This window comes from Clostridium sp. KNHs216, assembly GCF_006714885.1.
Classification (GTDB): Bacteria; Bacillota; Clostridia; order Oscillospirales; family Acutalibacteraceae; genus Caproiciproducens.
Map to the genome: position 1 here is coordinate 673,997 of NZ_VFMF01000001.1, position 14,462 is coordinate 688,458.

Below are 14,462 nucleotides of genomic sequence, written 5' to 3' on the forward strand. Positions count from 1 at the left end.
CTTCCTCCTTTCTTATTTGGCCGTATCGGCTGTCAGCCGGTATCCGTAAGGGTCGACGGACAGCCCGGATACACCCTCTACGGCCGCAAGACTGTTCTGCGGGCAGCCGAGGAATACAAAGGCGGCATCCTCCATCATAAGCAACTGCATCCGGTCGGTCAGCTGCACCCGTCGGGCCGGGTCGAATTCCTTTTCCAGCTCATGCAGGCCCGCATCGAACTGCTCATTCAAGTAATGCCCGTAATTAAAGCCTCCGCCGGACGCAATATAAGTTTTAAAGAAGTTCTGCGCATCACCGTTTCCTGCGGTCTGCGCCGTCATCAGCATAAGGTCAAATTTTCCGTAGCGCGCCCTGGAAGTGAAAAACACATCGTTGTACGTCTTGACGGCAACGTCAATACCAATCTGTTTCAGTTGCTTCCGAATCGCCTCCGCCCGCTGTAAAAGCACCGCGTCTCCGGTGGGCAGAGCGAGCCGGAGAGAAAGCGTGTCATATCCGCTGTCAGCAAGCAGCTTCTTAGCGGCAGCAGGGTTGTAGGGATAAGGATCGGTATGATCTTTGAATGGCAGCCCCGGAGAAAAGGCGCCGCCATCCGCCTGCCTGTCAATGCCCTGCGCGATGGCCCGACGCACGTTCGGGTCCGACAAGAGCTGATTTTCCATGTTCAGCATCAGAAACCAGGCCGAAGCTGTGTCTGTAATTTCGACTCTGACGCCGCTTTTTGCGAGGGCGGCGAGATCCCCGCGCGGCACCTCTGCCGCCGCGTCGGTCGTCTGATTCTTCAGGTTCTGCGCAAGTTTATCCGTGTCGGAAACAAAGCGGATGTCCGCGCCGCCGAGCTTCGGCTGTCCGCCGTGGTAGTCGTCGAACCGGCGCAGGATGACCTCCACCTGTCCGACGAAGGTGGTGGGGATGAACGGTCCGGTGCAAACGGGAAAGTAAGAAAAATCTTTCTTCTGATCCGACGCGGCATCGACGATCGTGAAGGCCGGGTCCGCAAGATTATGTATGAGACTCGGACAGGGCGCCGAGGTATGGATCGTCAATGTCAGACCCTCTGCCTGAATAGAAGCAAGGGGCAGCAACTCCGCCGTCTCCGCGTCCAGGCGGACCGCGCGTTCCAGCGATTCCTTGACGCTCCGGGCAGTCATGCTTTTGCCGTTCTGGAACTTCACGCCGGGTTCCAGAACGATTTCCCAGGTAAGTGTGTCGAGGTTTTTCCATGACCGCGCCAACCACGGCTGGACAGACTCGCCGTCAAAAGAAAAAAGCGTTTCCCCCACGCCATAGGCAAGGGTATATCGTCCGTTCCCGTGGGCGGGGTCCAGGTCCGATGGGAAGGAGGGGTCCGCGATTTTTAGTACCTGCCCTTTCAGCCCGGATTCCAGTCCGGGGAACGCTGTATTGGTCATGGTCGCGTCCCGAAGCTTTTTGAGCTTGGTCGCACCGGACACCGCGTCCACCGAGGAAGTGCTTCGCAGTGTCGCCCCCGTGGCAAGCAGAAGCAAAATGGTGAAAAAGATCAGGAGCAGCCTTCTTTTCACATCACCGCCTCCTTTTTGTTGGTTCTGTCAATTCTCTCTTTTGACCAGCAGCATACGCATGGCGTTGAGCACGGCGACCTTATGGTCGGGCAGCAACCCGGAATGCATCTTCCTTCCCGAATTTCACGATGTTGGAGGAGCCGGGCAGGGTTTCTTCCGCATGGTCGTCTTTCTTTACTTTTCGGAGATGTGTTCATACCCCTGTTGAAACAGGGGAGCAATGTGAGCGTCGTCCAGCGAATAATAGACAATCTTCCCGTCCCTCCGGTATTTGATCAGCTGAGTCTGCCGGAGCGTTTTCAGATGATGCGAAATAGCGGGCTGGGTCATTTTCAGCAGACAGGCGAGATCGCACACGCACATCTCGGAAAGAATCAAGGCATTGATGATTTTGAGGCGTGTCGGGTCGCTCATAGCCTTAAAAAGCTCTGCGATTTTGACAAGCTGGGTGTCTTCCGCCAGCTCGCCCTTTACCTTCCGCACGATGTCCTCATGAATGACGGTACAACTGCACAGTGCGTCTTCGTCCCGTTCCGATACCATTTTGCTCTCCTCTTTTACAATTAATCGTTTGTTTATATGTTTATATTATATGGGACTTTCAGTCCCCTGTCAACAAAAGAGAGCTTATTCTATCCGAATTTATCTACCTGCAGAAGCGAACTCCGCTGCACCCGATTTTCAGCAAGACCGGTCCTTTCTGAATCATTTGCTGAATATCGGCATTGAAAAGCAGATACTCACGTGATCCCAACTCTGGGCTCGGCCGTACCGAACCCAAACTGCTCATACTGACCTTCTTAATAATGGATGACCACATTGAGCGAGCGATCGACATCGGTCGCTGTTTCGATTGCTTCCGGGAGCTTTTCCCATGGAAACTCGTGCGTGATGATGGAATCGATATCCCATTTCCCGCTTTCCATGATCTTCATCACATCCCGCACATCCTCGGGCATATATCCGCCGCTGCCGATGAGGGCGTGCTGGGAAAAAGTCAGAGAAAGAATATCCACCGGCCTTTTGCCCGCGAGGACCGCTACCGTTACCATGCGGCTCTCGATCTTGCCCATTCCCTGATAAAGCTCCAAAACAGACTGGGCCCCTGCGGCATCTATATAAATATCCACGTCGGCGGTCGGTCCATTGAGAGAACGTGCGTTTCCAAACATTTCGGCCGCTTTGCCTTTCAAATCTTCCTTACTGTTATTGCAGACTTCAAAACCGAGTGACTTGGCCTTTTCCAACCGAAAGTCCGAGCGATCGCATATCATGACCTGGCTGCATCCGAAATATTTCAATGCGATCGACGCCGCGATACCGATGGTCCCCGCACCGAATACGATCGCCTTTTCACCCGTCCTGGGGGAAGATCTGCGCGCCGCCCGGCATGCTATCGTAAAGGGCTCGATCAGGCTGGCCGTCCTGGAAGAGATCTTATCGCTCACTTTATAGACCTGTTTATTCAGTTCCGGGTTGGGGAGCAGCATGTATTCCGAGAATCCGCCCAGCGTTCCGGCTCTGCCGGGGTCGCCCTTGGCAAGAACCGGATATGGATACAGACGGTCGCCGACCTTGATGTCTTTCACATTTTTACCGACCTGAACGGCCTCGCACACCACCTCATGGCCAAATTCGCCTCCGACGGTGATCTTATGACCCATCCCAGGTCCATGGTTATATACCGCGACATCGGTGCCGCAGATACTTGCATAAAGATTTTTCACTACGATGTCGTTGTCGCCAGCGATCGGAGTATCCAGTTCAGTCATTGCGATATTTTTCCGTCCGTTATAAATTGCTGCTCTCATTACGTTTTCTCCTTTTGTCAAAAAGGAGATTGACCTTCCGGCCAATCCCCCTTCACTCTACTAGCTTTTTTACAAGTTGCTTATTGCACAGAGGACAGATGCTCAAACCTTGGATCTGATTTGCATATTGAAATATGTCAAACGTTTAACCCAACGTTTGTATTGTTAATATAAATTCAGTATAATATCTGCATGAGAAAGGTACAACCATCATTTTTGTATCATGTGTTGGGATAATCAAAGCAGGAGGATTTTATGAACACAAAAAACAATCAGCGGTTTCAGGATAATGAAAAGAAAATCGAAGAATGCCTTGTTTCCATGCTAAAAACGCAGGATATCGGTCTAATCACCGTCCGGTCTATTTGCCAGGCGGCAAATATCAATCGCAGCACCTTTTATTCCCATTATCAGGACATTTACGATTTGCTGGATAAACTGGAAAAAAAGATGAACGCCCGTCTTATAGGCCAATATGATACCGTCGAACGGAACGGATCCTTTTTTATGACGGCCGAGTTCTTTGTGCCGTTTTTGAATTTCATAAAGTGTAATCAAAGTTTTTACCGTGCCACTCTGAATAAGCGAAAGAGTTTCCCCATTGAAACCGGATTTGAGCCATTGTGGAATACTATTGTCAAGCCGTATTCACTCCACAACGGAATCACAGAGGAAGAAGAAATGATGTACTATTTTGTTTTTTATCAGGCCGGCGTAACAATGTGTCTGAAACGATGGGTCGATCAAGGCTGCCAGGTACCGGTGGAACAAATCTGCGGCTATTTCCTGCACTGCCTCGCAAATATAGAAAAGCAATAATAGACAGCGCCGTCATAGAAATATGGCGGCGCTGTCTACGTCTAAAAAAGAGGAACCATAAATACCCATACAAACCTTTACAGGCATCGAGAGAGTACTTGAGTGGTCACTATGGAAGAAGGAGACATTCAACACCCTCCACAGCTCCTTCTCATAAATTTACTTGTTAGACGAAGTGTTTCGTTTTCGCCATACTAATTTTACAATTTCGGACAGAAGGACAACCGTAATCGAAACCCCAAATATTTTCAGCCACATCGTTAAATCCAGAGGAACCGTTCCGAAAAATGCCCCCGCAAACTGTATTATCAGTATTTGCAACAGGAAGGTGACTGAAATAACCAGCAGCATGATTTTGTTTTTCAGCAGGTGTTTGAAAATGCTGACCGTGTGGAGTTCCCGGCAGTTGAAGGCATTAAACAACTGGAACAGAGTGAATAGAGTGAAAAGGACCGTAGTCATTTGCTCCGGTGCCGCCCCCAAGAAATTGTAAACGTACTGGCATAGGAAGATCACCGACACGTACGCGCCTGTAAATCCGATTCTTAAAAACATCGGTTTGGAAACAATACTCTCGTTTCTTCTTGTGGGCTGACGGCCCATCAGATCGTCATAAATCGGCTCCAAACCAAGGGTGAGTGCGGGAGGCCCATCCATGATGATGTTGATCCATAGCAGCTGAAGGGCTGTGAAGGGTGCCTTGAATCCAAGAATAATCGATGTAAATACGACAATAACAGAAGCCACATTGACGGTTAACTGGAACTGGATAAAGCGTTTGAAATTTTCGTAGATGCCGCGTCCCCACGCAATAGCCTTTACGATAGTGGAAAAAGAATCGTCCAGCAGTACGATGTCACTTGCTTCCTTGGACACATCCGTACCGGATATCCCCATTGCAATTCCGACATCTGCATTTTTAAGCGCGGGAGCATCGTTGATCCCGTCCCCGGTAACGGCAACCACGTTTCCCTGTGCCTTGAGCAGTTTGACGACTCTCATCTTGACGGTAGGCGTGCTCCGGGCAATCACGCTGATTTTGGGTAAAAGTTCTGACAGCTCATCGTCGCTTAAATCTACAATATTTTTTGCTTCCACTGCGATTCGGCCGTCATTTAAGATGTGAAGCTCATTGGCAATCGCAGTCGCGGTGATAATGTTGTCTCCCGTCAGCATTTTCAGATCGACTCCGGCGCGGCGGCAGTTCCCGACGGCATCGTACACATCCGCTCGAAGCGGATCGGAAATGGCGACGAAACCGTCAAATGTCATGCCGGTCTCCATGGTGGCGTGAAGGCGTTCGTCTTCGTAATCACGCATCGTGTCGAGTTCCTTGTGTGCAAAAGCAATCACGCGCATGGCCTTTTCCTGAGCGCCTACAATGTAGTTTTCCAACTCTTTCCGCTGAGAATTCGGAATATCGCACATGGAAAAAACAGACTCCGGGCTTCCCTTGACATAGGAAATGATCTTCCCGTCCACCTTACTAATGGTGGTCATATGCTTCAACTCCGAGGAAAAGGGAAAGGCCATCAGCACATCATGTTCGGAACGTTCGTCCCGATAAGATTTTCCGCTTTTTTCTTGGGCTTCCGAGCGTTCATAGAAATTCAGCATAGCGCATTCCGAGGGGTTCCCGATGAAAGTACCATCCGGGGAAACATCCGCCGTCGTGTTCAGACAAATATTGTGAACCATCCAGTCGGATGACAGCCCCTGCGCGTTTTCATGCCACCTGCCGTCATAGAAAGAGGAAACCGTCATTTTATTCTCCGTCAGTGTGCCGGTTTTGTCTGAGCAAATTACATTGATACAGCCCACGGTTTCGGATGCGATCATCTTTTTGACCAGCGCGTTCTGACGAGAAAGCTTGATGATGTTGATGGAAAGCGATACCGCGACAATCGTCGGGAGGCCCTCCGGCACGGCGGCGACAATCAGAACGATGCTGGTGATGAAAGCCTCCAGCACCTCTTCAAAAACAAGCCCGTCCGACAGGGCAAACGAAATTAGTTCTGTAATAAAAACAACTGCCGCCGCGATAACACCCAAGACGGTAATTGTTTTGCCGAGCCTTGCAAGTTTTTCCTGAAGCGGTGTGGATGATTTCCCCGTTTTAGTCAGTTCCCCCGCAATTTTTCCAAACTCGGTGCTGTCGCCGACCGCGGTGATAACCATTTTGCCATATCCGTTTGTAATGTAATTACCGGAGTAAAGCATATTGCTTCGTTCTGCAAGGGGCGTTTTTTCATCCGTAAGGATCATTTCCGCATCTTTCTTCACCGGGATGCTTTCCCCGGTAAGTGCAGATTCATCGGATTCCAGACCGACGCCCTCCAGAAGTCTTCCATCAGCGGGAACCTTATCCCCGGTAGAGAGCAGCACGATGTCCCCCACGACAAGCTCTTTTTGGCTTAGCAGGATGGTTTCCCCTCTGCGAAGCACCTTAACGGAGGTGTCCTCGCCGATTTGGGAAAGGGCTTCAAACGCCTTCGCGCTTTTTCCTTCCATCACAACGGTAATAACGACTGAAAGGGAAATTGCGACGAATATTCCGACGCACTCCAAAAAGTCCGCCTCACCGCCGGTAGCGACGCGTATGACATTTACCACAATGTCTACGATTCCCGCCATAATCAGCATGAGAATCATTGGCTCGGTTGCAGCTTCAAAAATTCGCCGTACCAGTGATTTCGGCTTCTCTCTGGTAAGCGTATTCCCACCGTATTTCTCCTGATTTTGCTCCGCCTGTGCGACGGTCAATCCCACCGATGAATCGGTGCAGAACTGGGCCAGCAGACCTTCCCTGCTTTCCACAAATTCCTTCATTTGATTTCCTCCTTGACAATTTTCTAAGTCCCGCAACGTTTTATACAAAACAAAAGAGGCCCGCGTATGGCAATAAACCATACACGGGCCTAAAAAAAGACCACGTACAGCTGAAAGCCATACGTGAGTCTCGTTTATTAAGACAAGCCAGACCTTTACCGGTCAGTATGTTGACTTGACGCGCAAAACCTGCGCAAACTACTCCCTCACGAGCATTTTGAATTGTTAGCCTATTATAACATTTCAATAAGATGCCGTCAAGATAGAAAAACTGTTACAAAGCAACGGTCAATTTCTCAGTAACAAGAGTCAATGGGTCTAAGGTATAACGGTTCGATCATCGCGGTGGAAATCAGCTTGCTGCCGGCTGGTTTGCTATGGCTATCAGGCGGGAAAACATCGCGGAAGGAACAAACGTCCTTATCCATCCATAGGCGTAATTTAGTACTCCAATAATTTCATAAACTCTTCAAAATTAGTGACAGAATTTAATTTTAATAATTTCTTTTGATTAGACAAGACGCTTGCAAGGCCATCAAATAAAGGCCGAAAAGCCGATTTGTCTTCTTTGTTCAGAGCGACAAAAAACACAAAATTCACTTTTTGCCGTCCCCACTGAATTCCATTTGGATTTATTAATATGGCGATTTTACTTTGCAGCGCGTTGGAATCAAAGGCGTGGGGAAGAGCAAAAGTGTTCATAAAACAGGTATCATCCATTTCCTCCCTTTTGAGAACAGAAGGAAGGAAATCGGTATCAACCGCACCCTGCAACTGCAGATGCAAGTCGAGAAATTTCAATACAATATCCCGTGTGTCAAGATCTATTTCATAAAAAAATAATTTCCTATCAAAACAACGTCGGGCAAGAGCAAAAAACTCCTTGAGATTCCGTTTTTCTACAATATTAGAGATCGCCATCTGGATATTGACCTTATCTTTTTCCGTGAGTAAAGGCGTAATCTGACAGTATTCATAGGAGCCATTCGGTATCATGGGCTGCGTGGTAATCAGGAGATCCGTTTTTGCGGCATTTAAGGTGGCGGCATTATTTACCGTCGTAACCTGAATCTGATTTTCATATTCCATATTGATTTTATTGACGATATATTTTTCAACCGGAGAATAGTTCGACGCATATAACGATACAAAAATCTTTTGATCCTTATAGGATGCGGCTTCAACCGCAAAACCGATATGGATGCTTATAAGAGAGATTTCGGATTCCGGAATCAGCACCTGAAAAGCATCGGATAATTTCATGCAGAAATAAACCGCCACGTCATAAATAAAAACAGAAGAATCTTTTATGGAAAATGGGGTTGAAAAGAAACAACTGTTGCCGGTTTTCAACCTCCTGAGCAAAACCAAAATATGATTAGTAAATATAGGCAAAAATCTGGAAAAATCGATACTAATGGAATAGTATTGGAAAGCGCTAAGGATGAGTTCCTCAATTTTTTTTCGGTCGTAATCCATTTTGGGCTGTCCGTGAGTGCCTGCTTGCGGGTGGTTTGGAACAACAATGCCCTGCAGGGTGGATGCAACAATCTTAATATAAAAATCATTACACTCAATCCCCGTATGTTCTATGATATATTGGGCAATTTTTTCTTCCGGTGTCCCTTCAGTACCCCTCTCCCCTTTCTCATCTTCCAGAGGGGTCCCTATGGACAAGCTTGCAAAAATATTAATAAACAGGTTTGTTTCATAGTAAGACGGCAAGTGGCAGTCGAAATAATTAATTGCCTCCATGATCAGGGCCGCTTCCCTATCAATATCCTTGATCTGAGGAAAGAAGCGCTGATAATCATGGATATCATGGAATAAAAAATCTGTCTCTTGATAAATGATACTCAGAAAGAGCCGTCTTTTGTTATATTCACTGCCCTCGACTACGAGGGCATTATTTTTTCTTTTAATGACGACATGGTAAGAAGACGCAAAAGCATTCAAATCTTTAACCTTGTTTTGTAATGCAGAGGAAGAATAATTAAAGCGATCCGCAATTAAGTCAAAATTAGCAGGTTCCGAGGCCAGTAATATATGTTGAAGGATTGTGTAGTTATTATTAAAGCTGCTGGAATCCGTAGCAAAAGAATCGGGCAGAAGGCCTAAATCCTGATTTTGGATATAAAAACCTTCTTGATCAGCATCAATCAGGTTTGCCTTTAGATTCATATTAATCTTTCTTATTTCGTTACGGACCGTCTTATCGGATACTTGTAACAGCCTCGCTAGGACCTCACCTTTTGTTTTCCCTCTGGAAACCAGATGGACAATAATTGTTCGCTGCCGTTCGTTAAATTCTTTCATCAGCAATCAAATTTCCTTTTTGTTACTAAACTATAAAAACCTAAAAAGCTTTCATCAAGATAAAAACAATCTTTTATGCGAAAACCATAGATATAATTATTGTTATTGTAAGTTATTCCATAAAACTTGTAAATACAGAGATTTTCCAGCCGAGTAGAAAAAATGACATCTGCGCGGGAATCTGAAAATTTTCAACCCCGCTGTTTCTAGAGAAAAAGGCAGTTTGAGTATAAAGTAATCATGCCCTATAATAGTAAACAATTTCAGATAATTACAATCAATTTGACGTAGTCGTCATGAGGAGGTGAAAACGGTGAAACAATTTACCCATACCGTAAAAGATAAAGTCGGTATTCACGCTCGCCCTGCTGCACAGCTGGCAAGAGCTTTGGCTCCATACAAAAGTACCGTCCTGATTGAAAGAAACGGGGAAAGAGTCAGTGCAAAAAAAGGAATAGCGATTATGGGCCTGGCCATTAAATACGGGGAAACCGTTTCTTTTATCGTGGAAGGAGAAGATGAAACCGAGACATTATCGGCACTGAGAGAATTTTGTTGCCAGAATATTTAAAATGGCAATATACGCTCTCTTAATTTTAAAATTGCAGAAAGGGAAAAAATATGTACGATGAAGAATTAATGCAAAGCATCGCTTTCAGCGGAGATGCCCGCTCCATGTATTTGGAGGCGCTTGAGCAATTCCGCCTCGGAAAGTTTGAAGAAGGAAAGGAGTTGATAAATAAAGCAAACGGACAACTGCTGGAAGCCAAAAAGAACCACGCTGAAATCATTTCCAAAGCGGTTACCGATGAAAATTTAAAGGTCAGTCTTTTAATGGTCCATGCAGAGGATCACATTAACGCAACACAGGTCATCCGCGACCTTATGAATACCTTTTGCTATCTATTCGAAAAAAGCTGTTAAAACAAATAAAATAAAGATGGGGGTGAATCGACTTGAAGAAAATATTGTTGGTCTGTAACGGAGGCTATTCCACGGCAATCATGGCGAAAAAAATAAACGAAACGGGAGAGTTTGACGTAATCGCTAAGGGCGAAGCAGAATATCTGGATTATATTGACGGATGTGACTTAATTATGGTCGGGCCGCAAATACGGCATATGGTGCCCACAATCAAAAAGGAAACGAATGGCATAGCACCTGTTATTTCGATTAATCCGGTCCATTATGGGACAATGAATGTCGTGGAGGTAATCAAAGCTGCAAAGGCTGAGCTGGGGGAAAACTGACAAAAAAGTCGTTCAAACGTTTAGAGGAGGCAAAAAGATGGAAGAAAAGATTATGACGATCGCAAATCGTTTGGGAAATCAGAAGCATTTAAGAGCAATCAGGAACGCATTTATGTATATCCTCCCCATCACAATGATGGGTGGGCTGTGTGCGGTTCTCAGTTCCGCGCCGGTTACAGACAAAACAACAAACAGTTTTTTATTGGCATGGGGTAATTTTGTTTCTGCAAACAGTATGATTTTTTCCTGGATTAATACTTTAACATTGGGCGCGATCGCTATTTACTTGGCAATTGCAATTTCCTATAATTTATGCAGACATTACAAAATAGACCCTATCATCCCTGTACTGCTGTCAATTACAGGAGTGATGATGCTTACTATCAATCCACAGAAACTTGCTTTTGACGGAAAGGTAGTGGAAATATCTTATATTGACGGCAAGGGAATTCTGGTAGGAATTTTTGTGGGTATCGTAACAGTGGAATTGTTCCGCTTTTTAAAAGAGAAAGAATTCGGCGTCATCCGTTTGCCGGATAACGTGCCCGGGTCTCTTTCACAGACCTTCGCGTCTTTAGCCACAAGTATGGTCATCATGATACTCTATATTATTATTTTTACAATTTTCAACAAATGCGGTACTACCTTGGCTATTTGGCTTACACAAGTGATCGCTCCGGCGGTAAAAGGAACGGACAGCCTGTGGTTTATTTTGTTTATGGTATTCATCATTAATCTTGCGTGGCTTTTCGGCATTCATAACGCAACCTTTTGGGGTCTTATGGGACCGATTATGTATATGAGTTTGTCTGCAAACGCAGGAGCACAGATGGCAAATCAGGCCCTTCCTTCCATTCTGACAGAATCCTTCTGGGCATATTTCATTTGCATCGGAGGAACCGGACAAGTATTGTCCCTTGCAATTCTTCTGTGCCTCTCAAAACATAAGGAATTAAAGACGGTGGGCCGTCTTGGAATTGCACCGGCCTTCTTTGGCATATCGGAACCGATTGTGTTTGGCCTGCCAATGATGTTAAACCCGATTTACCTGATTCCAGGAATCGGCACAGGACTTGTAAACGCTACCCTTGCTTATCTGGCAATGTCGACCGGGCTCATTCACAAGACGTACGCAATGCTTTCCTGGAACATGCCGAGTATCTTCGGAGCCTGGTTATCCACTGGAGATTTCAAGGCGTTGGTTGTGATTGTTATATGCCTGGTTCTCGATATCCTGATTTATTTGCCGTTTGTAAAAATGAATGAGCGGCAGTTAAAGAAGGAGAGCGAGGCAAATCCCGCATGAAAGCTCTCTCATTTGATGCGGAAGTGATCAAAGCGGCGGCGCTGGACCTTTCGCTGAATGACTATGTCATTCAGAATATAAAAATTGTAAATGTTTTTACCGGAGAAATTCTGCCCGGGAAAATCTATGTAAAAAACGGATATATTTCCTATGTGGATTATCAAAACGGCAGTCTGCCGGACCGGTTACAGGTTATTGACGGAAAAGGGCGTTATGCGGTTCCGGGCTTTATTGACAGCCATGTACATATCGAAAGTTCCATGCTGAACCCAGAACATTTTTCTCAGGTGGTTGTCCCCTTCGGGACAACCACCGTTGCCTGTGATCCGCACGAGCTGGCAAATGTTTTTGGGGTGGAAGCTTTTGACTATTTTATCAATGTCAGCGACGACCTTCCTATGAGAATACTTGTCACGCTTTCTTCCAGCGTCCCTTCAGTGGAAGGATTAGAGCACAGCGGCGCTTCAATTTATGCGAAAGACATTGGCCCCTTCCTTTCCAACCCCAACGCAATTGGGCTGGGTGAGGTCATGGACTATGAAGGCATTCTGAAAGGCGCAAAAAAAACCATGGACCTGATTCAGGCCGCACAAAAGGCCGGGAAATATATTCAGGGCCATTGTCCAAAATTATCCGGACAGAAATTAGCCGCGTATTGTTTGTGCGGACCGGAATCGGATCACGAATCCTCATCTTATGAGGAATTGACCGAAAAATACCGCCAGGGCTTTTATATTGATCTGCGTGACAGCAATACCAACAAGCGGCTTAGCATGTTCGCTGAAAAAATCAAAAGCTGGCCCAATAAGGACCGGTTTACCCTGTGCAGCGATGATAGAAGATGCAGCATCACATTAAAAGAAGGCCATATCAATGCGATTATCAGAAAGGTAATAAAAGCGGGCGTGGATCCCATAGACGCAATCCGCATGGGGACACTGAATCCGGCAAGGGAGCTAAAGCTGGACCGCTTAGGCGCGTTGGCTCCGGGGTATCTGGCCGACATTGTTTTCGTGGATTCCCTTGAGGAAATGTCCGTTTCCGGTGTCATTCACTGCGGAGAAACAGTAGCTGAAAACGGCAGGCTTACATGGTCCGGACAAGCGCGGAGCTGTGATCTTGAAAAAGTAAACATGCTTCGGATCCCTGAAATCGCAAAAGAAGACTTTCTGCTAAAAAGCTCCGATTCATTTCCCGACAGGGCGCATGTTAACGTCATGGAGTATGAATCGTATACATCCTCCTTTACCAGCATCGTTCCTCAATGGCTCCCCGTGAAATCCGGTTATATTGATCTGAGTGAAGAAAAAGACGCCATGTACGCAATCGTGATCAACCGGTACGGATTGCCGCTGAAGTCCATTGCAGTCGTTAAAAAGTTCGGCATTACCCACGGTGCTGTCGCTTCCAGTGTATCTCACGATTCCCATAATATTGTAATCGTATATGACTGTGCGGACAATGCGTACCTTGCTTTACGTCAGCTCGAAAAACAAAAAGGCGGCATGGCGGCGGTCGAAGACGGGAAAGTAATCGCTTCACTGCCTCTGCCCATCGGGGGCCTCATGTCGGACAGGCCCGCGCCGGAAGTAGCAGTGCAAATCGAAGCGATGGATGAAGCAAACCGCAGGCTGGGAAATATCTATCTGGCGAATCCGACATCGAGAATTACGATTCTTTCCTTGCTGGCATGCCCAGCGGTAAAACTGTCGGATATGGGCTTGATCGATGTGGAAAACCAAAGATTGATTCCCTTATTTGCTGACTAAGCAACCATAAAACAACCACTCCAGCCCATGGATGATTGAAAATGATGAAATCAGGAGGAACTGAAAATATGAGCACACATATCGGGGCGGAAAAAGGAGAAATCGCCGACAGAATTTTATTGCCCGGCGATCCTCTAAGGGCGAAATTCATTGCTGAAAATTTTCTGGAAAGTCCCCGGCAATTTAATAATATCCGCGGAATGCTGGGATATACGGGATTATACCGTGGGGCCAGGGTCTCCGTTATGGGTACCGGAATGGGAATGCCTTCTATCTCTTTGTATGCCTATGAATTGATCCGGTACTATGATGTAAAAAAATTGATTCGTATAGGAACGGCAGGAGCCCTGAATGAAAAAGTCCACATCAGGGATCTTATTCTGGCACAGGGCGCCGCAACAACCTCCCGGATTATCCAAAAGGACTGGCCAAATTTGGACTTCCCACCAATCGCCGATTTTAATCTGCTCTATAAGGCATATCAGATCGCCAGCGAACGGAAGTCTCAGGTCCATGTTGGGAATGTTTTGTCCGTGGATCTACTTCACTCGGATTTTATACAGGAAAATTTAAAGTTGGGACAATACGGAGTTCTGGCCGTGGAAATGGAAACCGCCGCGCTCTATTATTTGGGAGCGAAATTAGGTGTCGAAACTCTTTCGATTCTAACCGTCTCAGACTCCCTTGTGTCGCAGGAAACGACGTCTGCGGAAGAACGCCAAACCAGCTTCCTTGAAATGATGTCTGTAGGCTTTGAAGCGATAATTAGCGAATAGCTTCGTTAGGAGCTAAAATTTTGAGAGATACCTGATTGGAA

The 14,462-nt window shown here is 46.4% G+C and carries 12 protein-coding genes; 7 read left to right on the forward strand and 5 right to left on the reverse strand.

The window, feature by feature from the left end; translation table 11 throughout:
• Positions 1–12 precede the first annotated feature (12 nt).
• The 3 genes from LY85_RS03310 to LY85_RS03320 form a co-directional block, all read right to left on the reverse strand.
• A complete protein-coding gene (locus tag LY85_RS03310) occupies positions 13–1,545 on the reverse strand; it encodes an ABC transporter substrate-binding protein (protein ID WP_141825444.1) in 1,533 nt (510 codons plus the stop codon).
• A 174-nt stretch (positions 1,546–1,719) separates the two neighbouring features.
• Positions 1,720–2,088, reverse strand: coding sequence for a metalloregulator ArsR/SmtB family transcription factor (locus LY85_RS03315; RefSeq protein WP_141825445.1), 369 nt, complete (start codon positions 2,086–2,088; stop codon positions 1,720–1,722).
• Positions 2,089–2,345: 257 nt separating this feature from the next.
• Positions 2,346–3,356, reverse strand: coding sequence for a zinc-binding dehydrogenase (locus LY85_RS03320; RefSeq protein ID WP_141825446.1), 1,011 nt, complete (start codon positions 3,354–3,356; stop codon positions 2,346–2,348).
• A 255-nt stretch (positions 3,357–3,611) separates the two neighbouring features.
• Here LY85_RS03320 and LY85_RS03325 point away from each other — a divergent pair, with 255 nt between their 5' ends.
• Entirely contained in the window at positions 3,612–4,175 is a 564-nt protein-coding gene (locus LY85_RS03325) for a TetR-like C-terminal domain-containing protein (RefSeq protein ID WP_141825447.1), read from the forward strand.
• A 159-nt stretch (positions 4,176–4,334) separates the two neighbouring features.
• Here LY85_RS03325 and LY85_RS03330 read toward each other — a convergent pair whose 3' ends face one another.
• Together LY85_RS03330 and LY85_RS03335 are read right to left on the reverse strand one after the other, a co-directional pair.
• The gene (locus LY85_RS03330) at positions 4,335–7,004 is read right to left on the reverse strand and encodes a calcium-translocating P-type ATPase, PMCA-type (protein ID WP_141825448.1); all 2,670 of its coding nucleotides are present in this window, start codon (positions 7,002–7,004) and stop codon (positions 4,335–4,337) included.
• A gap of 441 nt (positions 7,005–7,445) precedes the next feature.
• Positions 7,446–9,320, reverse strand: coding sequence for a PTS sugar transporter subunit IIA (locus LY85_RS03335; RefSeq protein ID WP_185741077.1), 1,875 nt, complete (start codon positions 9,318–9,320; stop codon positions 7,446–7,448).
• 313 nt (positions 9,321–9,633) lie between these two features.
• On the opposite strand from LY85_RS03335, the gene LY85_RS03340 reads away from it, so the two are divergent.
• The 6 genes from LY85_RS03340 (at position 9,634) to deoD (ending at position 14,421) form a co-directional block, all read left to right on the forward strand.
• A complete protein-coding gene (locus LY85_RS03340; RefSeq protein ID WP_141825451.1) occupies positions 9,634–9,891 on the forward strand; it encodes an HPr family phosphocarrier protein in 258 nt (85 codons plus the stop codon).
• A gap of 50 nt (positions 9,892–9,941) precedes the next feature.
• Positions 9,942–10,244, forward strand: coding sequence for a PTS lactose/cellobiose transporter subunit IIA (locus LY85_RS03345; RefSeq protein ID WP_141825452.1), 303 nt, complete (start codon positions 9,942–9,944; stop codon positions 10,242–10,244).
• 32 nt (positions 10,245–10,276) lie between these two features.
• Entirely contained in the window at positions 10,277–10,570 is a 294-nt protein-coding gene (locus tag LY85_RS03350; protein WP_141825453.1) for a PTS sugar transporter subunit IIB, read from the forward strand.
• Positions 10,571–10,607: 37 nt separating this feature from the next.
• Positions 10,608–11,876: a PTS transporter subunit EIIC gene (locus tag LY85_RS03355; RefSeq protein WP_141825454.1), complete on the forward strand. Its 1,269-nt coding sequence runs from the start codon at positions 10,608–10,610 to the stop codon at positions 11,874–11,876.
• A complete protein-coding gene (locus LY85_RS03360) occupies positions 11,873–13,645 on the forward strand; it encodes an adenine deaminase C-terminal domain-containing protein (RefSeq protein WP_141825455.1) in 1,773 nt (590 codons plus the stop codon). The genes LY85_RS03355 and LY85_RS03360 overlap by 4 nt, the downstream gene beginning before the upstream one ends.
• Before the next feature lie 68 nt (positions 13,646–13,713).
• Positions 13,714–14,421, forward strand: a complete 708-nt coding sequence (deoD, locus tag LY85_RS03365; RefSeq protein ID WP_141827937.1) for a purine-nucleoside phosphorylase — start codon at positions 13,714–13,716, stop codon at positions 14,419–14,421.
• Positions 14,422–14,462 lie beyond the last annotated feature (41 nt).

Excerpts from the sequence above, each read along its gene's own strand:
- LY85_RS03315 (WP_141825445.1), bottom strand. The coding sequence starts at position 2,088 with ATGGTATCGGAACGGGACGAAGACGCACTGTGCAGTTGTACCGTCATT.
- LY85_RS03320 (WP_141825446.1), bottom strand. The coding sequence starts at position 3,356 with ATGAGAGCAGCAATTTATAACGGACGGAAAAATATCGCAATGACTGAA.
- LY85_RS03325 (WP_141825447.1), top strand. The coding sequence starts at position 3,612 with ATGAACACAAAAAACAATCAGCGGTTTCAGGATAATGAAAAGAAAATC.
- LY85_RS03330 (WP_141825448.1), bottom strand. The coding sequence starts at position 7,004 with ATGAAGGAATTTGTGGAAAGCAGGGAAGGTCTGCTGGCCCAGTTCTGC.
- LY85_RS03335 (WP_185741077.1), bottom strand. The coding sequence starts at position 9,320 with ATGAAAGAATTTAACGAACGGCAGCGAACAATTATTGTCCATCTGGTT.
- LY85_RS03345 (WP_141825452.1), top strand. The coding sequence starts at position 9,942 with ATGTACGATGAAGAATTAATGCAAAGCATCGCTTTCAGCGGAGATGCC.
- LY85_RS03355 (WP_141825454.1), top strand. The coding sequence starts at position 10,608 with ATGGAAGAAAAGATTATGACGATCGCAAATCGTTTGGGAAATCAGAAG.
- LY85_RS03360 (WP_141825455.1), top strand. The coding sequence starts at position 11,873 with ATGAAAGCTCTCTCATTTGATGCGGAAGTGATCAAAGCGGCGGCGCTG.
- deoD (WP_141827937.1), top strand. The coding sequence starts at position 13,714 with ATGAGCACACATATCGGGGCGGAAAAAGGAGAAATCGCCGACAGAATT.